Here is a 20,883-nt window from a genome sequence, read left to right as displayed (position 1 = left end):
AGGCCGAGGCGGCGCGCGAACATGGCGGGCTCGTCAGGGTGTTCGGCGAGGTTCCGCTGAACGGCGGCGTCGATTTCAGCGGCGACCTGCTCGCGAACCTCGGTGGCGTGGTCGTCGAGGAGGCGCTCGACGCGGGCCTTGGCGTCGGCGTACTCGGGGCTGGCGGGGTCCTCGCCGGTGATGAGTTCGGCGAGGAGGGCGTCGCGGGCGGTCTGGGTGGTCATGGTGGTCTCCGTGGTGGGTGTGCGTGGCGGCCGGTGGGTACCGGCCGCCGGGGTGGGTCAGTTGTCCTTGGTCTTCTCCGGGGCCGAGACGACAGTGCCGGTGGGGTCCAGCACCATGGAGCCGTCGTTCAGGCCGTCGCGGATGTACTGAGCGCCGTACCGGGAACACCCGGAGGTGACGTTGCGGCTCGCCTCGGTGTCGAAGACTGCGAAGTAGCCGACGCCCACCTCTCGCACCACGTACCGGTCGCCTGCCTGCTCGGTGTCCTTCGGCGGCTCGATGGGGTCCGTGGCTCGTACTTCGGTGCGGTGCTCGATCACGCGGAAGTGTCGACGGGACCCCTCGATCAGGAATGCCTGCGCGCGACGGGTGGCGGCTTCCTCGCTGGCGTGGTCGCTGACGTAGGACCATGCGTCGGTGGTGTCCTTGCGGGACTGGAGCGTCCACGTGATCTCGGCTTTGACGATGGTCTTGTAGGCCGGCCGCTGGGGGCGTGCGGGTCGCGTCATCGGGGTGTGGTCAACGGTCTGTTCGGGGGCCGCGCCGTAGACCTCGAAGGACTCGCAGGGCTGGATCGGCTGCATGGAACGCTCGACGCGGGCGAGGTGGTCGTTCCATCGGGTTTCGCAGCTCGTGCAGAGGCGCCCGGAGATGTCCTCGGCGGCGTGCAGGCGGGCGTCCGGGTTGCGGGTGATGTTGCTGCGGCACGCAGCGACGAGTCGGCCGTCGGCGGCCGTCTTGAGCATGGCGTGGGCCAGGGTGCCGGTGTTGCTGTAGGCCCAGACGGCGAGCTCGTTGGTGGTTTCCATGGCGGTCTCCTTTGTGGGTGCTGCTCCGGCCTTGTGGGAACTATGTTGGCCAACTCTGTTCTCCTTGTCAACTCACTTGGCCTCTTGAGTTGGCCAACCCGTGTGTCACAATCCCTGCATGGACACCGCATCCCTCGACGCAGCCGCCCGGCGATACCAGGAAGCCGAAGTCGCGCTCGCCACTGCACGCCTCGCCCTCCAGGCCGAGGCCGTCGCGGCCCTCCGCGCCGGCACCAAGCAGGTCGACGTCGTCCGAGCCACCGGCTGGACCCGCGAGTACCTGCGCAAGCTGAGGAGCGCGGCCGACAAGCGCGACGCCGAGGCCGCCGAGAACTGACCCGCCCCACCCAGCAGCCGCCGGCCAGTGCCGCGCGGCGCTTTGTGCTGCCCGCATCCAGTGACGCCGGTCAAGGCCTGCTGACGCATCGTCGCCCTCCGTCGCGTGGCGGCCCTTCTGGGGCCTGCGGGTGTTCGGGTCGCGCTCTCCGGCGCCTGGGCCGTGCGCGGCCGTTGGTGGTCCGGTCCTGGCCGGGCACGGGGCCGTCAGGTGGCGGGTTGCTGACGGGCGATCTGGGCGTCGTCGGCGAGTCGGGCGTTGTGGGCCATCGCGGCACCCGCGGCCTCGCCGAAGCTGGGGTGCGGGGTGCCGAAGTGGGCGGGCCGGCGCTCGGCGCGGATCTGCTCGTTCTCGGCGGCGAGGCGCTGGATGTCCTCGGCGACGGCTTCGGCAGCGTCGAGGGCACTCTGGAGCTGTTCGGCGGCCTCGACGGCGCGGTCGCGACCGTGCTCGGTGATGTCGAGGTGCTCGCGGGCGGTGCTGGCGCGGGTCGTGGCGGAGTGCCAGGCGGCGCGGAGGCGCTCGTTCTCGGCGCGGAGTTGGGCGTTCTCCAGGGCGCGCTCGGCGATGTCGGCGGTTCGCTCGTCGAGGCGGTCCTCCAGCTGCCGGACCCGGGTGAGCAGGGCGGCCACGTCGTCGGTGTTGGGGTGGGTCTGGATGGCGTCGAGGTCGAGGGGCTGGTTCATCGGGTGGTCTCCTCGGCGTCGAGGTAGGTGCGCTGGTCGAGGGCCCAGGGCTGGTTGCTGCAGGCGGTGCAGGGGCGGCCGGTGGGCTCGCTGGCGCGGGTGCCGTGCTTGCCGCACGCGGTGATCACGATGTGGGCCTGGCGGCTGGGGCGGACGATGTGGTCGACGCGGCCACCGACCAGGGCGACGCGGTCGTCCTCGTAGCGGTCGCGGTACACGGTGCGGCTCATCGGCTGGTTTCCTCGGTGGCGCCGGCCGCGACCAGGACGGGCTCCTGCTGGCTGTCGGGTTCGGTGGTGGCCGCGGCGGTCAGGGCGGGGGCGGGCTTCCCGGCCTTGGCGCGGTCGTAGGCGGCGATGCCCCAGATGATCGCGTGGCAGCACCACACGTAGTGCCACGCCCAGTCCCGGACGTCCCACTCGGTGGACTCGAAGGTGAACGGCTCCTCGCGGCCGGGCCGGTACTCGAACTGGCGGACGCCGGCGAGGGCTTCGCCCTCGTCCTCGATGCACCAGGTGGGCAGCTCGCCGAGCAGTTCGTCGTCGAGCTCTTCGTGCAGGCCGGCCAGGTAATCGGCGGTGACGTCGCCGGACTCCGCAAGGGCGGCCAGGTCGTCGGCGATGTGCTGGCGGAGGAGTTCCTCGGAGTACTCGCGGACGCCAGCGTGCCGGTCGGCGGCGTCGAGCTTCTCCTCCCAGTACTGGAGGTTGGGGCCGCCGCCCCACGCCGAGCGGCGGAAGAAGTCGAGCATGTCCTGGGTGCGGCTGAACGTGTAGCTGCCCATGTCGCCCTTGATGGTCAGGGTGCCGGGCCAGGTGATCAGGTCGAACCAGTGCGAGCTGTCGCCGGGGGTGGCGTACCGCAGGTGTCGGTAGAGGCCGTCCTCGTGGAGGACGGTGAGCTGGTGCTTGGCGACGTCGAGGCGGAAGCGGGCGGCAACGCGCTGTTCGAGCGTGGGCTTCTTGGCGGTGGTCACGGTGGTCTCCTCAGGCAACGTCGCGGGTGACGGTGGTGAAGCCGCCGTGGATGGTAATGATCGAGATGAGGCCGGGCCGCTCGTAACGCCACTCGGCAACGTGGGCAAACGGGATGTCGCGGGCGATGAGCCGGAGCCGGGCCCAGATCGGCATGTCCGCGGGCGGGGTGGAGTTGAGCAGGACAGTCGGCATCGGGGTCTCCTCAGGCGGCGGGTTGGGTGGTCTGGTGGACGAGCCAGGCGTCGGCGCGGCTGGGGTGGCTGCCGGAGGCGAGGCGGCGGCCGGTGGGGGTCCGGCAGGGGGTGCCGGCCTTGGCGCGGCAGGTGGGGACGGGGCAGGGGATGGCCCACTCGGGCGGGCGGTCGCCGTGGCGACGCAGGCCCGGGGGCATCGGGGCGCCCATCACGCGGCCTGGCGGCGGCGGTCTCGTCCGGCCATGACGACGACGTCGGTCATCTCGGTGAGGCGGCTGACGATGCGGTCACCGAGGACGACGTTGAGCCCGGGGCCGAGGATCGCGCCGGTCTCCGAGTGGCGCGGCGCTTCGGTGGGGTAGTTCGAGGTGAAGATCGTCGGGCGGCATGCGTTGTAACGCTCGTTGATCAGCCGGTAGGTGATCTCCTCGACCCACTCGGATGCCTTGGCGGAGCCGAGGTCGTCGAGCAGGAGGAGCGGGATGCGGGCGAGCCGGTTGAGGCCGGTCTCGGTGCCCGCGTCGGATCCGCCAGGGCGGAGCCTGCCGTACATGTCGGCGGCGGTGGTAGCGATGATCTCGTAGCGGGCCGGGCCGGCTTCGGCGATCATCCGCAAGGCGGCCCATGCCTGGTGGGTCTTGCCGGTGCCGGTGGTACCGGTGAGGAGCAGGGAGCGGGCCTCGGTCGGGTTGGCGGCAACCTGCTCGGCCCAGGCGGCGATGGCGGGGTCGGTGACGATGCGGGCGTTGGCGTACCGGTTCGGGACAGCGTTGCCCCAGCGGGCGAGGGCGAACTCGGCGCGGGCGCGGTGGTGGTACTCGGGGTGGCCGGGCTGGTCGGGACTGGGGGTGTCGTCGACAGTGCCGCGGTCGGGGAGGTTGAGACCGCGGGCTTCGAGACGGGCCTGGAGGGCGGCCATGGCGGCGGCGGGGTTCATGCGCTGGGGCTCGGGCATCAGGAGGTCCAGCCGTTCTTGTACACGGACGGGTCGGGGTTGCTGTAGGGCTGCCAGTCGTTGCCGGAGACGGCGCGGAGCGGGGGTCGCTGGCCGGCGGCGGTGTCGGGCTCGTCGTCGTAGCAGCCCTTGTTGAGCCAGGTCGCCGGGTGCTTGGTGTACTGCGGGTCCTCGTTGGCGCGCTCTCGGGCGTAGGCGGTGGCGGCGTTGACGAGGTGCTGCGGATCGGCGCCGCGCTCAATGGCGGCGCACCACGCCTTCTTTGCTTCCTCGCGGGCCTTCTTCTTCGGGTAGACGAGCCAGAAGGCGCCGAACGCTTCGAGGTGGTGGTCGACTTTCGGCTTGGCGGGGGAAGGGGTAGCCGGGGCTCGGCCTTCGCGGCGGGGAGAGTCTTTATCTGTTGAGGGGTCTGAGGGGTATGAGGAGAAGGGGGGAGCCCCGGCTCCTTCTGAGTGAGCCGTGGCTCCTTCTGAATGAGCCCCTGCTCCCCCTTGCGGGTCCGAAGGGGTAGCCGTGGCTCCCTCTAGGGGTAGCCCGTGCTCCCCCTTGCCTCCGAAAGGGGGAGCCACGGCTACCCCTTCAAAGGGCGGAACGAGGAAGGTCATCCGGACGCCAGGTACTGCGTACAGCGCCCGTCCGTCCTTGCCCTTGCCGATCGGGATTCGGAACTCCCAGCCAGCCACGGCCAGCCGTTTCAGGGCGTTCCGCACCACGCTGGTGTCCTTCGCCCCGGCCCACCGGGCCAGATCCTCCAGGGCGGCCCAGGACTTGCGGGTCTCCTCGTTCGCGTCGTCCGCGATCTCCAAGGCCACGGCACGCTGGAGCCCGGTCACCTGCGGGCCCAGGGCCTCCCGCAGTTGGCGTCGCAGCTCGTAGCCCACGTGATCCTTCTTCCGGTCGTTCGGTCGGGGTTGGTGGCCTGGGGCGGGGGTTGCTGCCTCCCCGCCCCAGGCGGTCGGCGGGTCAGGTGAGGCTGTGGGCGAACACGCCACCGTGCTGCGTGATGACGGCATCGACGTCCATGACGACCTGGTAGGGCACCTTGCGGATGGACTCGACGCTGCCGGTCCAGTCGAGGGAGTCGGCGAGCAGGTAGTCCTCGGCGGCGAAGGTCGCGCGCTTGGCGCACGGCCAGCCGTAGGCCACGAGCCGGCCGCTGGCGTGGATCACCGCGTACGAGGTGTGCCGGCTGGACCAGGCGACGTAGAGCCCCGGGGTTCCGGTCGGGATGGCGGGGACGATGCGGGCTCGGGTGAGACCCGCGTGGGTGACGGGCACGGCGAGCGGAACGCGGTCGGCCAGGGTGGTCATCGAAGATCCTTCGGGTCGGGTGGCTCGGGGTGCCCGTTCTGCCGGGCGGGGGTGTGCTCTGCGCACCTGGCGCCGCAGGGGTAGGGCCGGGCGGGCTGCCCGCAGTGCTTGCGGACCGCGGGCAGCCACTGCTGGCAGGTCACGCCGGCTGGTCGAGGTCGAGAGCGGCCATCAGCAGGGCCTCGTCCGCTTCGCTGTGGGCCCGGCGGGCGATGTACCGGCGGGCCGCCGCCCGGGTCTCCTCGGGCAGCTCGGTCAGCGTCAGCGAGGCGCCGTACGACTCCGCCCGGTCCGCCGGATCCCTGTACCGGTTCGCCGTCATGCCGCCACCGATCCCACGCCGAGGATCGCCGGCACCGGCACCCCAGCCCTCTGGTGGGCCCTCTGAACCGCTTCCCACTGAATGCCCAGCCGGGTGGCGATGACCTGCCGGGTGCAGCCGTTCCGGGCCAACTCGGCGGTGTCCTCGATGATTGCCTGACGACGGTCTCCCGCAGACGGGGCCGAGTAGCGGCGGCCCTCCGGCGGTCCGGGCTGGGTGCCCGGGTCGTCGATGTTGGTGTTGAGCCAGCAGTTCGGTGCTGCCCAGTCCTGCCGCTCTGCCCAGGCCGCTGCCCGCCGCACGGACTCGGCCGGGACGTCGTGGCGCCGGGGGTCCTGGTCGCACAGGTCGTCGTACAACTCGGCGACCGCCGCCCGGGTGGACTCCTGTACCGTCTGTTGACGGGTGGACGCCATCGCCAGGGTGTGGCGGGCGACTCCCGACCGGTCGGCCAGGACCGACAACGGCCAGCCGATTGCCCGCAGGGCCTGCAGGCGGCGTGCCGTCCCCACCGACGGGACCAGGGCCTTCGGCGTGCCCGGCGACGGGTCGAACCGGATCGACAGCAGCAACTCGGCTCGCTCCGGCCGGATCCGTTCAGTGCGCGGCTTCGATCCAAGCGGCATCCGCAGCCGCCGCAGTTCCTCGACCAGGACACCCGAAACGCGGGCCATCTGCTCCCACGACATGCCCTGCGCGTGCAGGGCCTCCAGGTGTTCGCGCGCCGGGGTCGCGTCGACCAGGGGCTGCCAGGTGCCGTAGGCGCGCTTGCGGTAGCGGGTGCGCTGGTACGCGGCGTACGCGTCGCAGCAGGCCAGGCACTTGCAGCCGCGGTACTTGTAGCCGGTCACGGTGCCGTGCTTGAACGTGGCGGTCTTCATCGGGCCACCTCCTGCCGGGGGATGAGCGGCCAGTGGCCGTGGACACCGGAGGCGTCGCGGCTCTGCCGGGCCAGGTACTGCCGCAGGTTGTCGGCCTGCTCGGCCGCCCATCCGGTCTGGGCCGTGTGCAGGTCCGCCAGGGAGGCCTGGCCGATGGCCGGGTGGTGCTCGGCGATCGCGTACGCCACCTGCACGGCGGCCAGCGCGTCGGCCGCGGCCTCGTGCGCGCCGTCGAGGCGGACGCCGTAGTGCCCGCAGAGTGCCCCGAGGTTGCGCTTGCCGCGCCGGTACCGGTCGACCTGCCGGTCCAGGACCAGCGGGTCCACCACGACCGGCTCGCGGCCGGCCAGTTCGACGAGCGTGCGGTGCCCGTGACGCCGCAACTCCCGGTCCAGCATGGTGAAGTCGAACGGGGCGTTCATCGTCACAATCGGCGTGCCCTCAGCGATGTGCTCGGCCAGAGCCAGTGCGATCTCCAGCACCACCCGGGCCGCGGGCCGGCCGACGGCCAGGGCATGCGCCGTCGCGATGCCGTGCACCGCCGTGGCGGCCTCCGGGATCACCACCCCCGGCGCGGGAGCAACGATCCACCCGTACCGGGTCGGCGCCATCCAGCGGACCGCGTTGTCCTCGGGGTTCGTCCACCGCTGGGGGCCCACCCGCAGCACCGCGGCGGTCACGATCCGGTCGGATTCCAGGTCGAGGCCCGTGGATTCGAGGTCGAAGCCGGCCAGCGGCCGGTAGTGCCAGGGGCGACTCACTCCGCACCCCCAGAGGTCAGCTCCGGCAGCACCAGCCCGGCCAGCGCGCCGGACCGCCACGCCTCAGCAACCCGAGCGGGCCCAGCGGCCTCCCACGTCGTACGGGTATGGGCGGCACGCGGCTGCATCCGGACACCCGGCACGTCGTGCACCACACCGGTCTCCTGATCCACCCACTGCGGCACACCCGCGGCGGTCAGTTCCTTGAGCAGGGACTTCACGAACGCCTCGCGGACGGTGGTGACGAACTCGCGCTTGATCTGGTCGGGCCGGTTGTCCCGCACCCACTCCAGGAACGCCGCGTTGTCGACCACCTCGGCGGCCGGCTGCGGGGCCACCAACGTCACCTTTGCCACGACCGTGCCGTTCGGAAGCGTCGCCTCGATCCGGGTCGTGCCGTGCTCCTGGCGGGCCGCCTTCATGCCCGCGGCCTGCTCGGCCTTCGCGGCTTTGAGCTGCTCGCCGATCTCCTCGTACAGGGCCTGCAGTACGGCCGTCCGGCCTGCGGTCTCCTTGAGGGTCATGCCGCACCGACCAGCAGCTGGGTCATCTCGGCGAGCTGCTCGACCGACGCCTCGGCGATCGGCACGCCGTACGACTGCTTGAAGTCCTGCTCGATGGTGGCGGCGACGCCAGCGGTGAGCGCGGCACCGCGCAGGGCGTCCACGGCGACCGTCCGCCCGTCGTCCTCGACGACCTCGGCGTTGACCGGCCCAGCCGCCGCCTTCTTCCGGCCGACCTCAGCGATCTGCTCCAGGTACGTGTCGTACGAGCCGAAGGCCTTGGCTTCCTGCCAGATCCGGCGCACCTCATCGGCCGTTGTCGCCTGGTAGGCCTCGTGCAGGAAGTCGCGCTGCTCGACCGGTTCGGCCTGTACCGCCCGCAACGGCTGCACCGGCGCCTCAACCGGGTTGCCGTCCTGGTCGACGTACGCACCCAATTCTTCCGGCGTGTAGATCGTTCCCTGCAGAATCTCCGAGCACGCCGACCGGGCCGCCTCCGTGATCGCACGAGCCCGCAGCATCGCCGCCGGGAACTGCTTCCACGTGTCCTTCCCGGTCAGCTTCGCGGCCTGCGCCCGGTCGATGGTCCACACGGCCCGGAACTCGAAGTCCGGGTCGTCGGATCGGATGATCACCACCTCGGCCCGCTTGTCGTCGCCGGTCACCCGGAGCTTGTGGCCGGCCCGTCGTACGAGACCCGCGATCAGGTCCGCGCTGGCGGTGGGCTTGCCGTTGATGACGTGGATGGACTGGACGGCGGTCATCGGGTCGACGCCCAGCGTCTGGCCGTAGGCGATGGCCCACAGGAGGTTCGCCGGCTGGTTCTGGTACTGGCGCGGGAGGAGGCTCGACTGGGCGAGGGCCTTCGCGTAGTCCATCTGCGCGGCGAGTACGTTCGGCTGGAACGTGGCGGGCAGGTTGGTCATCGGTCGTTCTCCGTGCGGGAGTTCGGGAGGGGGCAGATCAGCCAGCCGCGGCCGTCGGGCCGGACCAGCTCCAGGGCCCGGAAGGGCCAGTCGCAGCGGCGCACGCGCAGGGCGGCGAGAGCGCGAAGGCGGCGGATCACCGGCCGTCCTCCTCGACGCGGAAGGTCGCGTAGGGCACCCGCTCCATCTCGGAGGCTCGGATCGACTGCACCCGCTTGCGGGCGGACCAGTCGAACCACCCCAGCAGCCCGAACCCGACGGCCGAGACGACGATCACGAAGGCGAGCATCACGCCACCTCCCCGCGGTGCTGGTGCGGGAACGCGATGACCTCGGGCGCCTCGGCAGCCTCACGCCGGGCCGACATCGTCAACGCCGCCGCCGCGGCCAGCTCGTCCGCGAGCCGGTACGCGTCCACGTGCGTCAACTCGACCTCGGCCTCGTCGAACTGCAGGTCCGCCTCGACGTCCTCGACTGCGGCGTCCCACGCCGGCCCGCCCTCGTCGACCACCGCCGCCAGGGCGTCCAGTGCCTCGACCACCCGCTGCCGCGAGTCACCCCACGCCTCCGCCAGCGTCCGCAACGTCCCGTACCGGACCCCACGGTCCTGGAGGACCACGTGCATCCACATCGGGTCGATGTGGGCATGCAGCATGCCGTCCTGGGCGCTCATCGACCCTCTCCCGTCAGCCGGTTGTGCTCGTCCTCGTACTGGCGGGCGACCGCCTCGGTCCACTCATCGGGGGCACCGTGGTCGTCGATGAACTGGCCCATCAACAGCAGCTCCGGGTCGGCCTCCAGCCAGTTCTCACCCGCCCCCGCAGCAGCGGCCTTCTCCTCCGGCGAGTACTCGGCCATCACGCGCTCACCTCGACACCCAGCAGCAGCTCCAAGCCCTGCACCTGCAGGCGGGCGACGTACAGCTCGTGCATCAGGCCCTCGATCGTCGCGTGCATGGAGCCGAACAGGTGCGCGGCTTCGATCGAGTTCATGAATCGGCCCGGACGGGCCTGCAGAGCGTTCGCACGGTCCACCACCGTCTGGGCCCGTACGATCAGCGACCCCTCCAACAGGCCGGCCTCCAAGGCCTCCTGCAGCGACATCACCTGCAGCGCACTCACCGGGCACCGCCCGTCCGCGCCGCGAACTCGGCCACCAGGGCCTCCGTCGAGGGCGACCACGCCGGCAACTCCGGCAACGGCCCGTACAGCACCACGTCCAGCGCGTCCAACCACGGGTCCTCGAACACCAACAGCGCCACCGGCATCGCGATCTCCGCGAGCAGGGCGTCCAACAGCGTGTCCAGCTCCGACTCGTTGGTCTCCGCGGCCCGGACCGGGGTATCGGTCTCCGGGAAGTGGTAGGGCATGATGGACACAGGTCCACCTCTCCTTCTTGTTCTTGGTGTGGTGGTGGGCCGCTGGGCCTTCGCGGGCGGCATCCGGGCGCAATCCGGGTGACTGCCGGGCGGGGGCCCGACCCTTTTCTGGGCTGCTTCAGGCGGCGCGACGGCGACCGCGGGTGGCCGGGTCAACCTCACCGGCCTGCTGGATCGCGAACACGTGGTCCAGGCGGAAACAGATCTTTCCGGCAACCTTGGTGTGCGGGATGCGCTTGTTGTACGCGGCGTCCTTCAACGTCCGGACGGTGTACGGCAGGAGCTTCATCTCGATCACCTCCTCCGGCGTGTAGAGCCGGAGCCGGTCCGCTGCGGAGAGCGCGGGAGGCTCGACCAGCACGGTCACGGCTGTTCCTCTCGGTTGATGGCGGCTACGGGCACCGTCAGCGCCGCGGCAATGCGCCGAAGCGTCTCCTCGCTGGCTCCGGATAGGCCCCTCTCCAAGCGGGAGAGGAACCCGACGTCCCGGCCAGTTCTGGCGGCGACCTCACGAAGGCTCAAGTATTGAGACCTCCGTATGGCCCTGATTGCGGTGCCGTTCGGTGTCACGAGAAGAGAACACCACACTGAGCCTCAACTTTCAAGGCTCCTGGCTACATGGTGGCCACACTTTTCACCGGTGATAGTTGAGGCCTTGCGGGCGTATGAGGCCTCTGATGCAACACTTTCGAGGTTGGCTTGAGCCTTAAGCGCAGCTCAAAAGGCTTGATCCGGTCGTCGGAGTTGCATGAACATGGGGCATTATGGGGCCATGGACAGAGACTGGGGCCGCCTCGGACGCGCCATGAAGGCGGCGCGGGTGGATTGCGGCATGACTCAAGACGACCTCGCCAGGGTCGTCGGCGTGGGCCTGTCGACAGTCCAGACCCTGGAGAGGGGCTCGCGCTCGTACGCCAAGGTCAACGCGACTCACAAGGCCATCGCCAAGGCCGTTGGCTGGACCGAGGACAGCATCGAGGCCGTGCTAGCCGGCGGCAATCCGACCGTTCGCGGGTGGCACGGCGACACCAAGCCGGGTGACATCGAGGACGGCGAAGTCGACGAGCTTCTCGATGACCTGACTGAGCGGGTGCGGGCAGCCCTGCTCGGCGGAAAGGTTGCCGACGCGACGGCGATCGAGCTCGACAGTGAGGACGAGGGCAAGGTGGTGTTGCTTTGGAAGCGAGGCGAGCAGCAGAACCTCACCCCCGGGCAGCAGCGGAAGCTGGAGAAGAAGTTCAGCCGGCTGCAGAGGGCCGCGCACGAGATCTTCTCTGAGGACGCAGAGTAAGTCGACAATCACAAGACACGCCCGCAAACCCGTGCGCATATGCCAACCGTGTGACACGATTCCGCTACCTGAGTGAGGGGGGTCACCCAACCAGGTAGGGGGAGCGACCCTTGCGGATCGAGCGCGTACCGGAAATCCCCCACGACGGCCTAGCCGTCGTCCGACGGAAGGCCGGCACGCCGGTGGTCCTGCTGAACGCCCGCCTCGTCACCGAGGCCCAAGCGCACCAGCTCGGCCGGCGGCTCCGTGAAGACCCGGACTTCCTAAGGGCGTTCGGCGGCGAGGCTGACGTGTAGCACCACTCTTGGCGCGGCGGGGCATGCGGGACGGCAGGCCCCGCCTGCCAAGACAAGGGAGGTGCACCTTGGCGTACGGCGAGAAGGTTTACAAAGTCCGCAACGGCAAGAAGACCAAGCAGTACAGCTGGAGAGCGAAGTTCCTACTGCCCGACGGGATCAACTACGGCAGTGCATCGGGGTTCGCCACCGAGAAGACGGCCAAGGAGTACGGGCAGGAGCAAGAGGCCGCCATTCGGGCCGGCCGCTGGGTGGACCCGAAGCTGAGCGGCACGCACTTCGGAGTGTTCGCTGCCGAGTTCATGAAGGCACGACCGAAGCGTGGTCAGACCGTCGACACGCGTTGGAAGCAGCTGACGGGGCACATCTTCCCGCGGTGGCAGTATGTGCCGTTGCGTGACATCAACTGGTTTGCCGTCGACTCGTGGCAGCTCAACGAGCTACAGGTCGACGACGTGACCAAGGGGCATGTCGTATCGCTGATGTCGACCATTCTCACAGCGGCGGTGGATGCGAGACACCTCCTGGTCAACCCGCTGATGGGGCGTCGGCGAACGAAGCCGGTCATGGTCCTTGGCGCGGTGCCGAAGCGCGTTGACGAGTCGAAGTGGCACCCGCCAGCTGCCGTCATTCAGACCGCGGAGCGACTCGGTTGGGCCGACGGTTTCCAGTTGTTGTCCGCGGCCTTCACTGGCATCAACTGGGGTGAGGGGCAGGGTCTGGACCGCACGCACGTCCTGGAGCGTCGGCAGCTTGACGACGACGGCTCGGCGTGGACGTGCCCGATACTGCGAGTCGTTCAAGAGGTGGCCGAGTACGAGCAGCGTGGACCGGGCGGGGAGAAGCTTGGAACGGTGCTGGCCCTGGAGCCGCTCAAGAACGAGCATCGGATCCGGGACGTCGACCTACCGCCCTTCCTGGCAGGGCTGTGGCGGCACCGGGCCGAGGTGTGGGAGAACGACTACCTGCTGTCGACTGAGAGTGGGTCGTGGTGGCGCCGCGGGAACTGGGGCAAGGTCCTGCGGCCGGCAGCGGACGGACGTCCGGCTCGGGCTCGGAGGCAGGGGGCGGCTGAACGGGTCGCCTGGGAGCCGCTTGCGCCTGGTCTGACGATGCGGGGGGCCAGACACACGCACGACACGCTGCAGGAACAGATCATGGTCGCGGCGTCACTTGCGTATGAGCAGGCCGGACACAAGCCGTCTGGGATCAAGGGCGTCTATCAGCACCCGACGGTGCGGATGCGACGGCACCGCCTGGATGGCTTGCAGGAGGTCTTCGTACGGGCCATGCTGAGCTTGGGGAAGGAGACCCTGTGGGGCATCCCGGTGAATCTGGAGCTCTCGCAGAAATGATCACCGAAATTTCCCCCAAACGATCTTCTCTTCGCTGTCTGAGGGAACATCACCGCTGGTCGGCAGCTTGCAGAGCAGCTGATAGCCCGGTCCTCCTAAAGCCGGTGTCGCAGGTTCGAATCCTGCCTGGGGCACATTCAGAACCGCAGTTCGCAGGCCCTCCGCCCACCCCGGGCGGAGGGCCTGCGGCGTTCCCGTCCCTCCGCTCCCCGGGCCCTCCGGCACCGTCCCCTCGGGGCCGGGTCAGCGGAGCGGACCGTCCAACTCGCTCTCCTCCAGCGGTTCGTCGGCCCGCGGCATGCGGACGGACGGCACGATGACCCGCTGGACCCTGGGCCTGGTGCGCCAGTTGACCCGTCGGACGTCCCGGGCCAGGGCGCCCGGCCGCCAGAGTTCGATCACTGCCGTCACGACGCCCAGGACGGCGCCGGCGGCCAGCCAGCCGGCCAGTACGTCGCTGGGCCAGTGCACCCCGAGGGCGGTCCTGGTCCAGCCGATGGTCAGCACCGTCACCGCGGCCACCGCGCAGGCGGCGGTCCGGCCGCGTCGGCCGACCCGGTACCAGACCAGGCCGACCAGGACGGCACAGGTGATCGCCGAGGCCATGGCGTGCCCGGAGGGGAAGGCCGGGCCGCCCGCGTGCGACACCGGGTCGGAGAAGGCGGGCCGCTGCCGGCCGACGGCCAGCTTGAGCGCCCACTGGGCCGCCCAGCCCACCAGCGCCTGGGCGGCCACCCAACCGGCCAGCACCCGGGCACCGATCAGCAGGAGCCAGGCGGCCGCACAGCCCAGCAGGATACGCATCGTGACCGGGCCGCCGATGTCGGAGAGGGTCTGCACCGCGGCGGTCCAGATCCGGTGATCGCGTGCGTAGGAGTGCAGTCCGCCGATCCAGTCCTGGTCGAACTCGTGCAGGGGGTGCCAGCGGCCCGTCACCAGCGCCGCCAGGAGGCCGAACAGCGCGGCGCAGCCCAGCGCGACCGACGCGTCCCGAAGGAGGCGGCGATGACGCACGGTGACGGGTCTCGTGCTGTTGGTCAGGTGCATGCCTGACACCTTCCCAGTGCGCTGTGCCGATCGGGAGCTGGAGTGATAGCGATTCGGCATCTTTTGTGCGGAGGACCTGCGTGCGCCGGGGGGCGGGCGCGGGCGGAAGCCGGGGGCGCGCGGGAACGTCCACAAGCGTTCGCCTGTTCAACCCATGGGCGACGGTTACGTGTGCGGTCGGTGAAGAGGCGTTCCACGGGCGGTCGCGAACGGGCACCCGAGGTGCCCGAGTGGTCACCGAGTGTCCAGAACCGGGGTGAAAACCGGCAGGATACTGCATCACGAGGAAGAATCTGAACGACTTGGGAATGTTGTCCGGAATCTGTTCGTTGGATCGTTACGTGTGAGCCCCTGGGGGCCCGCACTTCTTGCCCTCCAGGGGGGCAGGCAGGCAGACCTCGGCAACACCAGCAAAGGGAGCAAGCATGGCCACCCGTGCCGTCGTTCGCGACAGGGCCGACCGGACTCGCGCGGCCCGCCCGACCAACCTTGAGGCCGACCGCGACCTGGTCGGTATGTACCTCGACGAGATCGCCAGGACGCCCCTGCTCGATGCCGCCGAGGAGGTCGAGCTCTCGCTGCGGATCGAGGCCGGTGTGTACGCCCAGCACCTGCTGGAGGAGAGCGAACTCCCCGACGGCCGGCTCCCCGACGGCATCACGCGCGAGGAGCTGGAGACGATAGCCGCCGACGCCGAGCGCGCCAAGGACGTCTTCATCCGCTCGAACCTGCGCCTGGTGGTGGCCGTCGCCCGGCGCTACCCGCGCAGCGGCCTGCCCCTGCTGGACCTCATCCAGGAGGGCAACGCCGGTCTGGTGCGCGCCGTCGAGAAGTTCGACTACGCCAAGGGCTTCAAGTTCTCCACCTACGCGACGTGGTGGATCCGGCAGGCGATCACCCGCTCGATCGCCGACCAGTCCCGCACCATCCGGCTGCCCGTGCACCTGGTCGAGGAACTCGGCCGGATCCGCCGGGTGCAGCGGGAGAAGTCCAAGGAGCTGGGGCGTGAGGCGGAGCCGGCCGAGATCGCGGCCGAGCTGGACACCACCGAGGCCCGGATCAAGGACGTGCTGGACTGGGCGCGGGACCCGGTCAGCCTCAACATGTCGGTCGACGACGAGGGCGAGACCCAGTTCGGCGACCTGGTGGAGGACACCGGGGCGACGTCCCCCGAGGACGCCGTGATGGTGATGCTCCGCCGCGAGGAGCTGGACGGCCTGATCGGGCGGCTGGACGACCGCACCGCCTCGATCATCCGCTCCCGCTACGGCATGGAGGACGGCCGCGAGCGCACCCTCACCGAGGTGGGCAAGCAGCACGGCCTCACCCGCGAGCGGATCCGGCAGATCGAGAAGCACGCCCTGGCCGAGCTCAAGAAGATCGCCGACCACGCGGGCTTCGAGGCCGCCTGACGGCCGGCGGCCGAGGCCGACCACCCGGGCCCGGGTGCGGAGTGCTCCGCACCCGGGCCGGCGCATGTCGTCGGGAGCCTCGCGAGGCTTCTACGCTGAAAGGACAGGTCGGACCGCGAGCAGGGGAGTGGACGAGATGAGCGAGCAGGAACAAGGGCAGGCGCAGGAACCGGGGCGCGAACAGGGCCAGGACCGGGCGCGGGGGGGCACCCCCGCCCCTCCCTCCCCCTCCCCCTCCCTCCCCCCCTCCGCCTCCACCCCACCCACCACCACCCCTCCCGCCTCCACCACCTACACCTCCGCCAAGGCCCGCCTGGTCTTCCGCGACCCGCTGGACCAGCAGTCCAGGGACGACACCGACGCCGGCTGGGGCGATCGCCCCGGGGCGGGTGCCGGCGGTGGGCGGGGGCTGGACTGGTACCTGAGCCAGCGCCCGCCGCACCACGGCGACTGAGGGACTTCCTAGCGCGCCACGACCAGCGCGTCGCGGATCTCGGTCAGCAGTTGGACCTCCTTGGCCTCGGCCTCGGCCGCCACCTCGGCGGCGCTCTTCCGCTTGGCCGCCATCCGGTTCATCGGCACGATCAGCACGAAGTAGACGACGGCGGCGGTGATCAGGAACTGCAGGAGGGCGCTGAGCACCGACCCCCACAGGATGAGGATCCCGGACGTGACCTCACCGGTGGCGCTCACCTCGCAGGGCCCCTTGAGGCAGGAACTGTAGGACGCCAGGTCCTTCGTCCCGAACACGCCGACGATCGGATTGATCACGCCTTTGACGAAGGCGTTGACGATGTTGGTGAAGGCCGCGCCGATGACCACGGCGACGGCGAGTTCGACGACATTTCCACGCAGCAGGAATTCCTTGAAGCCTTTCATGCCGCCTCGAACGACGAAGTCGTCGCCGGGTTACGGGTGATCTTCCGGAAGCCCGGATTGACAACCCGTACGGCCCACGCCGCCGCCCGGGGGCGGTGGCAGCCCGGCCCGCGCGGGCCCGGAGGCGAATGCCGCGGCCGCCGCGAGCAGCACCAGCGCGGGCATCCCGCCCCGCCGTCGGACGGCCCGGCGCCAGCGGTGCCACCCGCCGCAGCCGCGCCGGATCGGCGGGAAGCTCGGCACCTCCCGCCGGGGCGGTACGGAGGGGGCGGGCAGCGGGAGGGGCAAGGTCGTGGTCGTCATCGGGACACCTCCGGAATCGGGCGGGTCTTGCTCGGTGTCCCCTACCTTGCGCGGATGCGCCGTGCCCCGGAAGTCGATTCCCACAGCCTGTGGACAAACCCGCCCCTGTGGACAACTTCGTACACCCGCACGAGTTGTTTCGATTCCGGAAGTTGACGGCGGTGCGCGGAAAGGCCCGCCCGGCGCGCGAAAGACCTGCCGCGACACGCGAAAAGGCCCGCCGTCCCCGCGTGGAGCGGGGCCGACGGGCCTTCCCGTGAGACCGAGGTCAGCCGGCGGCCGGAGCCGGGCTGCTGGACGAGCTGGACGAGCTGGACGAACTCGACGTGCTCGAAGAGCCGGACGACGAGCCGGCCGAGCCGGAGCCCGACGACGTCGAGGAGCCGGTCGACGAGCCGGAGGACGATCCCGAGCTCACCGAGCTGCTGGAGGACGAACGGCTGTCGGTCCGGTAGAAGCCCGAGCCCTTGAACACGACGCCCACGGCCGAGAAGACCTTGCGGAGCCGTCCCTGGCAGTCGGGGCACGTGGTCAGCGCCTCGTCGGTGAACTTCTGCACCGCCTCCAGGCCGTTGCCGCACTCGGTGCACTGGTACTGGTACGTGGGCACTTGTCTTCCTCCTGGCACTCTCGCCTGATGAGTGCTAACGATGGTCAATGATGCGGTATTCCGTTGGATCAGTCCAGCGAATCCGGTGTGAGATGAGCCGGTACCGAGTCACCGACGACCGCGCGTTCAGCCCTTCGCGGCACCGAACAGCTGTGCCGCGCCGCCGAGGTCGGCCGAGGAGGCCACCACGCGGCCCGCCCCGCCCGGGGCCACCAGCAGGTGCCGCAGCGACACCAGCGCGATCACACCCAGCCCGGCGCCGACCAGCGGCACCAGGAACCCGGCGGACGGCCCGTGGGCGTCGATCAGCCGCCCGGCCACCATCGAGCCGACCGCCAGGCCCAGGCCGATGGCCCCGGTCAGCCAGGTGAAGGCCTCGGTCTTGGCCCCGTCCTCGACCAGGGTCTCGACGAGGGTGTAGCCGCTGATCAGGGTCGGCGCGATGGCCAGGCCGCAGACCAGCGCGGCGATCGAGAGCGTGACCAGGTTCGGCATCGCCCACAGTGTGGAGCAGCCTGCCACCAGCAGCGCGTAGCTGACCACCATCCGCTGCTGGACAGCCCGCCGCCAGGCGATGACGCCGTAGAGCACGCCCGCGACCATCGAGCCGCCGGCGAAGATCCCGTACACGGTGCCGGCCGCGTCGTGCTGGCCGACCGAGTCGGCGAAGGCGTTCACCGAGACCTGCATGCCGCCGAACACGGCCCCGACCCCGAGGATCACCCCGGCCAGCAGCCGGACGCCGGGGGAGGACAGTGCGGAGGCGCGCCGGACGCCGGGCTCCGGGGTGATCCGGGCGGGTGCGGTGCGGCGCTGGGCGGCGAAGACCAGGCCGCCGACGAAGGTCAGCGCGGCCTCGACGACCAGGGCGGTGGCCGGGTTCACCGAGGTGGCGATGTTGGCGGCCAGGATCGGGCCGATCACGAACGTGAACTCGTCCGTCACGGACTCGAAGGCGAAGGCGGTGCTCACCTTGGCCGACGTGGAGGCGGACGCGCCCTCGGCGCCGATGGTGGCGATCCAGCGGGCCCGGACCATCGCGCCGATCTGCGGAACGCTCGCGCCGGCCGGGACGGCGGCCAGGAACAGGCTCCAGGCGGGCGCGTGGCCGAGCGCCAGCGCGATCAGCAGGCCGACCGAGGCCGCGTGCACCACGACGGTCGGGACGAGGACGGCGGCCTGCCCGTACCGGTCGGCGAGCCGTCCGGTCTGCGGGCCGATCAGGGCCTGGGCGACGGCGGCGATGGCCGTGACGGTGCCCGCGGTGCCGTAGGAGCCGTGGGTGTCCTTGACCAGGAGCAGGATGCCCATGCTGAGCATCGCGTAGGGCATGCGCGCGATGAAGGCGGGGGCCAGGAAGGTCCAGGCTCCGGGCGTGCGCAGCAGCGCGCCGTACCCGACCTTGGCCGGTGTCGCGGCGTCGGTGGTCGCGCTGTTCGGGGTGCTGTCCGCGGTGTCCGGAGCGCTGTCCGCGGTGGTCTCGACCGTTCGGCGGGCCGTCACGGTCGGTCCTTCCTGCTGCCTGGTAGCGCGGCAGGGCATGGGGTGGCCCCGACGGCGCCGAGAGTCGTCCTCTCGCGCGTCGACCGGGGTAGATACCGGGCCGGCCGGGCCTGGTGGGCCGGGGCCGGACCGCGGCCGCCGAGCGGTCGCGCCAACTCTGCGTCAGGCAGATGCTGGGGGTGTTCTAACGGTAGTCATACGGCGTGGTCGTACCACCATACAGTTACGCGCGTAGATCCCGCCAGACCACCCGGACCACCCGAGCCACCCAGACCGCCCAAGCCACCCGGACCACCCGGGCCCCTCAGGCCACCCGGGCCCCTCAGGCCACCCGGGCCACCGAGACACCCCGGCGGCGCCTCAGCGCCCGTTCAGCCACCCCGCCAGCTTGCCGCCCTTGTCCACGGCCCGCAGCCGCCGCTCGGCCGCCTCGCCGACCTCGTCCGTGGTGACCACCAGCAGCTCGTCCCCGCCGCGCAGCATCGTCGCCTTGTCCGGCACGAAGGAGCTGCCGTCCCGTACGACCAGGGTGACCGCCGCCCCCTTGGGCAGCCGCAGCTCGCTGACCTCCACACCGGACATCTTGGAGGTCGGCGACAGCGTGACCGAGAGCAGGTGCCCGTGCAGCTTCTCCAGTGGCGCGGACTCGATGTCGAGGTCCTGGCCCATGGCGCCCTCGCCGATCCGCAGCCGCTTGGCCATCCAGGGCAGGGTCGGGCCCTGGAGCAGGGTGAAGACCACGACCAGGATGAAGACGATGTTGAACACGTCGTCGGCCTTGTGGGCTCCGGAGACCACCGGGATGGTGGCGAGGACGATGGGCACCGCCCCGCGCAGTCCGGCCCAGCTCAGCAGTGCCTGCTCGCGGACGGGCACCTTGAACGGGGTGAGCGTGAGCACCACGGACAGCGGTCGGGCAAGGAAGACCAGCACCCCGCCGACCACCAGCGCGGGGACCACCGCGTCGCCCATGGTCTCGGGCGAGGCGAGCAGTCCGAGCAGCACGAACATCCCGATCTGCCCGATCCAGGCGAGGCCGTCGGCGAAGCCGCGGACGGCCGGGCCGTGCGGCAGCTTGGAGTTCCCGAGGATCACCGCGCTGATGTAGACGGCGAGGAAGCCGGAGCCGTGCAGCAGCGCGCCGCCGGCGTAGGCGAGCACGGTCAGGGCGACCACGGCGATCGGGTACAGGCCGGAGGACGGCAGGGCGACGTGCTTGACGGCGAACGCGCCGAGCTTGCCGACGGCCAGGCCCACCGCGGCGCCGATCGCCAGTTCGGCGGCGATCGTGGCGAGCAGCATGTACCAGGAGTCCAGCTCGCCGGTGGAGGCGAAGGCGACGACCAGGATGACCACGGGCGCGTCGTTGAAGCCGGACTCGGCCTCCAGCAGGCCGGTGAGCCGGTGCGGCAGCGGGACCATCCGCAGCACCGAGAAGACGGCGGCGGCGTCGGTGGAGGAGACGATCGCGCCGAGCAGCAGCGAGGTGCGCCAGTCCAGGCCGACCAGCCAGTGCGCGCCGGCCGCGGTGACGAAGACGCTGACGCCGACGCCGACGGTGGCCAGGACGGTGGCCGCCGGCATGGCGGGTCTGACCTCGCGCCAACTGGTCTTGAGGCCGCCCTCGGCGAGGATCACCACGAGTGCCGCGTAGCCGAGCACCTGGGTCAGTTCGGCGTTGTTGAAGGTGACGCCGATCCCGTTCTGGCCCAGTGCCACGCCGATCCCGAGGTAGATCAGCAGACTGGGCAGCCCTGATCGGGTCGAGAACCGGACGGCGACCACTGCGAAGAGCAGGATCACGGAGGCTTCGAGCAGGAGCTGGTTCAGGTGGGCGACGTTCACGCAGTGGCACCTCGGGCAGGCATGGGCGGGCGGGGTGTCAGGTGGTGCCGGGCCGGGCGGTGCCGGACCGTCGACCCG

At 70.7% G+C, this 20,883-nt stretch carries 34 protein-coding genes and 1 tRNA gene; 7 read left to right on the top strand and 28 right to left on the bottom strand.

Annotation, left to right across the window (positions count from 1 at the left end):
• Window positions 1–224, bottom strand: a 224-nt coding sequence (locus tag ACFC1T_RS27815) for a hypothetical protein (protein WP_375892819.1), incomplete at its 3' end; no start/stop codon positions are given.
• Between the two features lie 57 nt (window positions 225–281).
• Window positions 282–1,034 carry a hypothetical protein gene (locus ACFC1T_RS27810; RefSeq protein ID WP_375892817.1) on the bottom strand — a complete coding sequence of 251 codons (753 nt, stop codon included), beginning with the start codon at window positions 1,032–1,034 and terminating at the stop codon, window positions 282–284.
• A 118-nt stretch (window positions 1,035–1,152) separates the two neighbouring features.
• Between ACFC1T_RS27810 and ACFC1T_RS27805 the strand changes: the two genes are divergently transcribed.
• Complete coding sequence (locus ACFC1T_RS27805; protein WP_375892816.1) at window positions 1,153–1,371, top strand: hypothetical protein; 219 nt, start codon at window positions 1,153–1,155, stop codon at window positions 1,369–1,371.
• 206 nt (window positions 1,372–1,577) lie between these two features.
• Here the strand turns inward: ACFC1T_RS27805 and ACFC1T_RS27800 are convergent, their stop codons facing one another.
• The 21 genes from ACFC1T_RS27800 to ACFC1T_RS27700 form a co-directional block, all read right to left on the bottom strand.
• Window positions 1,578–2,057, bottom strand: a complete 480-nt coding sequence (locus tag ACFC1T_RS27800; protein WP_375892814.1) for a hypothetical protein — start codon at window positions 2,055–2,057, stop codon at window positions 1,578–1,580.
• Complete coding sequence (locus ACFC1T_RS27795) at window positions 2,054–2,287, bottom strand: hypothetical protein (protein ID WP_375892812.1); 234 nt, start codon at window positions 2,285–2,287, stop codon at window positions 2,054–2,056. The genes ACFC1T_RS27800 and ACFC1T_RS27795 overlap by 4 nt, the downstream gene beginning before the upstream one ends.
• Entirely contained in the window at window positions 2,284–3,033 is a 750-nt protein-coding gene (locus ACFC1T_RS27790) for a hypothetical protein (protein WP_375892811.1), read from the bottom strand. Before ACFC1T_RS27790 ends, ACFC1T_RS27795 begins: the two co-directional genes overlap by 4 nt.
• Before the next feature lie 10 nt (window positions 3,034–3,043).
• A complete protein-coding gene (locus tag ACFC1T_RS27785) occupies window positions 3,044–3,226 on the bottom strand; it encodes a hypothetical protein (RefSeq protein ID WP_375892809.1) in 183 nt (60 codons plus the stop codon).
• 10 nt (window positions 3,227–3,236) lie between these two features.
• Window positions 3,237–3,425 (bottom strand): hypothetical protein, encoded by a 189-nt coding sequence (locus tag ACFC1T_RS27780; protein ID WP_375892807.1) that lies wholly within the window; start codon window positions 3,423–3,425, stop codon window positions 3,237–3,239.
• An 11-nt stretch (window positions 3,426–3,436) separates the two neighbouring features.
• Window positions 3,437–4,183, bottom strand: a complete 747-nt coding sequence (locus tag ACFC1T_RS27775) for an ATP-binding protein (protein WP_375892805.1) — start codon at window positions 4,181–4,183, stop codon at window positions 3,437–3,439.
• Window positions 4,183–5,064, bottom strand: a complete 882-nt coding sequence (locus tag ACFC1T_RS27770) for a hypothetical protein (protein ID WP_375892804.1) — start codon at window positions 5,062–5,064, stop codon at window positions 4,183–4,185. Before ACFC1T_RS27770 ends, ACFC1T_RS27775 begins: the two co-directional genes overlap by 1 nt.
• A gap of 82 nt (window positions 5,065–5,146) precedes the next feature.
• On the bottom strand, window positions 5,147–5,494 hold the full coding sequence (locus ACFC1T_RS27765; RefSeq protein ID WP_375892802.1) for a hypothetical protein: 348 nt from the start codon (window positions 5,492–5,494) through the stop codon (window positions 5,147–5,149).
• A gap of 139 nt (window positions 5,495–5,633) precedes the next feature.
• The gene (locus tag ACFC1T_RS27760) at window positions 5,634–5,816 is read right to left on the bottom strand and encodes a hypothetical protein (protein ID WP_375892800.1); all 183 of its coding nucleotides are present in this window, start codon (window positions 5,814–5,816) and stop codon (window positions 5,634–5,636) included.
• Window positions 5,813–6,697, bottom strand: coding sequence for a hypothetical protein (locus ACFC1T_RS27755; protein WP_375892798.1), 885 nt, complete (start codon window positions 6,695–6,697; stop codon window positions 5,813–5,815). The genes ACFC1T_RS27760 and ACFC1T_RS27755 overlap by 4 nt, the downstream gene beginning before the upstream one ends.
• Window positions 6,694–7,458, bottom strand: a complete 765-nt coding sequence (locus ACFC1T_RS27750; RefSeq protein ID WP_375892796.1) for an exonuclease domain-containing protein — start codon at window positions 7,456–7,458, stop codon at window positions 6,694–6,696. Before ACFC1T_RS27750 ends, ACFC1T_RS27755 begins: the two co-directional genes overlap by 4 nt.
• Window positions 7,455–7,982, bottom strand: coding sequence for a hypothetical protein (locus ACFC1T_RS27745; protein WP_375892794.1), 528 nt, complete (start codon window positions 7,980–7,982; stop codon window positions 7,455–7,457). Before ACFC1T_RS27745 ends, ACFC1T_RS27750 begins: the two co-directional genes overlap by 4 nt.
• Entirely contained in the window at window positions 7,979–8,887 is a 909-nt protein-coding gene (locus ACFC1T_RS27740; protein ID WP_375892792.1) for a hypothetical protein, read from the bottom strand. Before ACFC1T_RS27740 ends, ACFC1T_RS27745 begins: the two co-directional genes overlap by 4 nt.
• Window positions 8,884–9,027, bottom strand: coding sequence for a hypothetical protein (locus tag ACFC1T_RS27735; protein ID WP_375892790.1), 144 nt, complete (start codon window positions 9,025–9,027; stop codon window positions 8,884–8,886). The genes ACFC1T_RS27740 and ACFC1T_RS27735 overlap by 4 nt, the downstream gene beginning before the upstream one ends.
• Window positions 9,024–9,176, bottom strand: a complete 153-nt coding sequence (locus tag ACFC1T_RS27730) for a hypothetical protein (RefSeq protein ID WP_375892788.1) — start codon at window positions 9,174–9,176, stop codon at window positions 9,024–9,026. Before ACFC1T_RS27730 ends, ACFC1T_RS27735 begins: the two co-directional genes overlap by 4 nt.
• On the bottom strand, window positions 9,176–9,559 hold the full coding sequence (locus ACFC1T_RS27725; RefSeq protein ID WP_375892787.1) for a hypothetical protein: 384 nt from the start codon (window positions 9,557–9,559) through the stop codon (window positions 9,176–9,178). Before ACFC1T_RS27725 ends, ACFC1T_RS27730 begins: the two co-directional genes overlap by 1 nt.
• Entirely contained in the window at window positions 9,556–9,744 is a 189-nt protein-coding gene (locus ACFC1T_RS27720) for a hypothetical protein (protein ID WP_375892785.1), read from the bottom strand. The genes ACFC1T_RS27725 and ACFC1T_RS27720 overlap by 4 nt, the downstream gene beginning before the upstream one ends.
• The gene (locus ACFC1T_RS27715; RefSeq protein WP_375892783.1) at window positions 9,744–10,007 is read right to left on the bottom strand and encodes a hypothetical protein; all 264 of its coding nucleotides are present in this window, start codon (window positions 10,005–10,007) and stop codon (window positions 9,744–9,746) included. The genes ACFC1T_RS27720 and ACFC1T_RS27715 overlap by 1 nt, the downstream gene beginning before the upstream one ends.
• Complete coding sequence (locus tag ACFC1T_RS27710; RefSeq protein WP_375892782.1) at window positions 10,004–10,264, bottom strand: hypothetical protein; 261 nt, start codon at window positions 10,262–10,264, stop codon at window positions 10,004–10,006. The genes ACFC1T_RS27715 and ACFC1T_RS27710 overlap by 4 nt, the downstream gene beginning before the upstream one ends.
• Before the next feature lie 118 nt (window positions 10,265–10,382).
• A complete protein-coding gene (locus ACFC1T_RS27705) occupies window positions 10,383–10,631 on the bottom strand; it encodes a hypothetical protein (protein ID WP_375892780.1) in 249 nt (82 codons plus the stop codon).
• Entirely contained in the window at window positions 10,628–10,834 is a 207-nt protein-coding gene (locus ACFC1T_RS27700; RefSeq protein ID WP_375892779.1) for a helix-turn-helix domain-containing protein, read from the bottom strand. The genes ACFC1T_RS27705 and ACFC1T_RS27700 overlap by 4 nt, the downstream gene beginning before the upstream one ends.
• A 202-nt stretch (window positions 10,835–11,036) precedes the next feature.
• On the opposite strand from ACFC1T_RS27700, the gene ACFC1T_RS27695 reads away from it, so the two are divergent.
• The 4 genes from ACFC1T_RS27695 to ACFC1T_RS27680 all read left to right on the top strand — a co-directional run bounded on the left by ACFC1T_RS27695 (window position 11,037) and on the right by ACFC1T_RS27680 (window position 13,337).
• Complete coding sequence (locus tag ACFC1T_RS27695) at window positions 11,037–11,555, top strand: helix-turn-helix transcriptional regulator (protein WP_375892777.1); 519 nt, start codon at window positions 11,037–11,039, stop codon at window positions 11,553–11,555.
• A gap of 110 nt (window positions 11,556–11,665) precedes the next feature.
• Window positions 11,666–11,851, top strand: a complete 186-nt coding sequence (locus ACFC1T_RS27690) for a hypothetical protein (RefSeq protein WP_375892775.1) — start codon at window positions 11,666–11,668, stop codon at window positions 11,849–11,851.
• Between the two features lie 68 nt (window positions 11,852–11,919).
• The gene (locus tag ACFC1T_RS27685) at window positions 11,920–13,206 is read left to right on the top strand and encodes a hypothetical protein (protein ID WP_375892773.1); all 1,287 of its coding nucleotides are present in this window, start codon (window positions 11,920–11,922) and stop codon (window positions 13,204–13,206) included.
• Window positions 13,207–13,277: 71 nt separating this feature from the next.
• Window positions 13,278–13,337 (top strand) — tRNA-OTHER (locus ACFC1T_RS27680).
• Between the two features lie 112 nt (window positions 13,338–13,449).
• Here the strand turns inward: ACFC1T_RS27680 and ACFC1T_RS27675 are convergent.
• Window positions 13,450–14,253 (bottom strand): phosphatase PAP2 family protein, encoded by an 804-nt coding sequence (locus tag ACFC1T_RS27675; protein ID WP_375892772.1) that lies wholly within the window; start codon window positions 14,251–14,253, stop codon window positions 13,450–13,452.
• Window positions 14,254–14,678: 425 nt separating this feature from the next.
• Here ACFC1T_RS27675 and ACFC1T_RS27670 point away from each other — a divergent pair, with 425 nt between their 5' ends.
• Entirely contained in the window at window positions 14,679–15,665 is a 987-nt protein-coding gene (locus ACFC1T_RS27670; protein ID WP_375892770.1) for a sigma-70 family RNA polymerase sigma factor, read from the top strand.
• Between the two features lie 136 nt (window positions 15,666–15,801).
• Complete coding sequence (locus tag ACFC1T_RS27665; protein WP_375892769.1) at window positions 15,802–16,119, top strand: hypothetical protein; 318 nt, start codon at window positions 15,802–15,804, stop codon at window positions 16,117–16,119.
• An 8-nt stretch (window positions 16,120–16,127) separates the two neighbouring features.
• Here the strand turns inward: ACFC1T_RS27665 and mscL are convergent, their stop codons facing one another.
• The 4 genes from mscL to ACFC1T_RS27645 all read right to left on the bottom strand — a co-directional run bounded on the left by mscL (window position 16,128) and on the right by ACFC1T_RS27645 (window position 20,805).
• On the bottom strand, window positions 16,128–16,544 hold the full coding sequence (gene mscL, locus ACFC1T_RS27660) for a large conductance mechanosensitive channel protein MscL (protein ID WP_375892768.1): 417 nt from the start codon (window positions 16,542–16,544) through the stop codon (window positions 16,128–16,130).
• Between the two features lie 571 nt (window positions 16,545–17,115).
• The gene (locus tag ACFC1T_RS27655; RefSeq protein WP_375892767.1) at window positions 17,116–17,457 is read right to left on the bottom strand and encodes an FmdB family zinc ribbon protein; all 342 of its coding nucleotides are present in this window, start codon (window positions 17,455–17,457) and stop codon (window positions 17,116–17,118) included.
• A gap of 126 nt (window positions 17,458–17,583) precedes the next feature.
• A complete protein-coding gene (locus tag ACFC1T_RS27650; protein ID WP_375892766.1) occupies window positions 17,584–18,960 on the bottom strand; it encodes an MFS transporter in 1,377 nt (458 codons plus the stop codon).
• A gap of 360 nt (window positions 18,961–19,320) precedes the next feature.
• Window positions 19,321–20,805 carry a potassium/proton antiporter gene (locus ACFC1T_RS27645; RefSeq protein ID WP_375892764.1) on the bottom strand — a complete coding sequence of 495 codons (1,485 nt, stop codon included), beginning with the start codon at window positions 20,803–20,805 and terminating at the stop codon, window positions 19,321–19,323.
• Between the last annotated feature and the right edge of the window lie 78 nt (window positions 20,806–20,883).

Origin of the sequence: Kitasatospora sp. NPDC056076, assembly GCF_042266305.1 — a bacterium.
Taxonomy (GTDB): domain Bacteria; phylum Actinomycetota; class Actinomycetes; order Streptomycetales; family Streptomycetaceae; genus Kitasatospora.
Note: the sequence above shows the minus strand (reverse complement) of the source record. Positions and strands in the feature narration are given on the sequence as shown.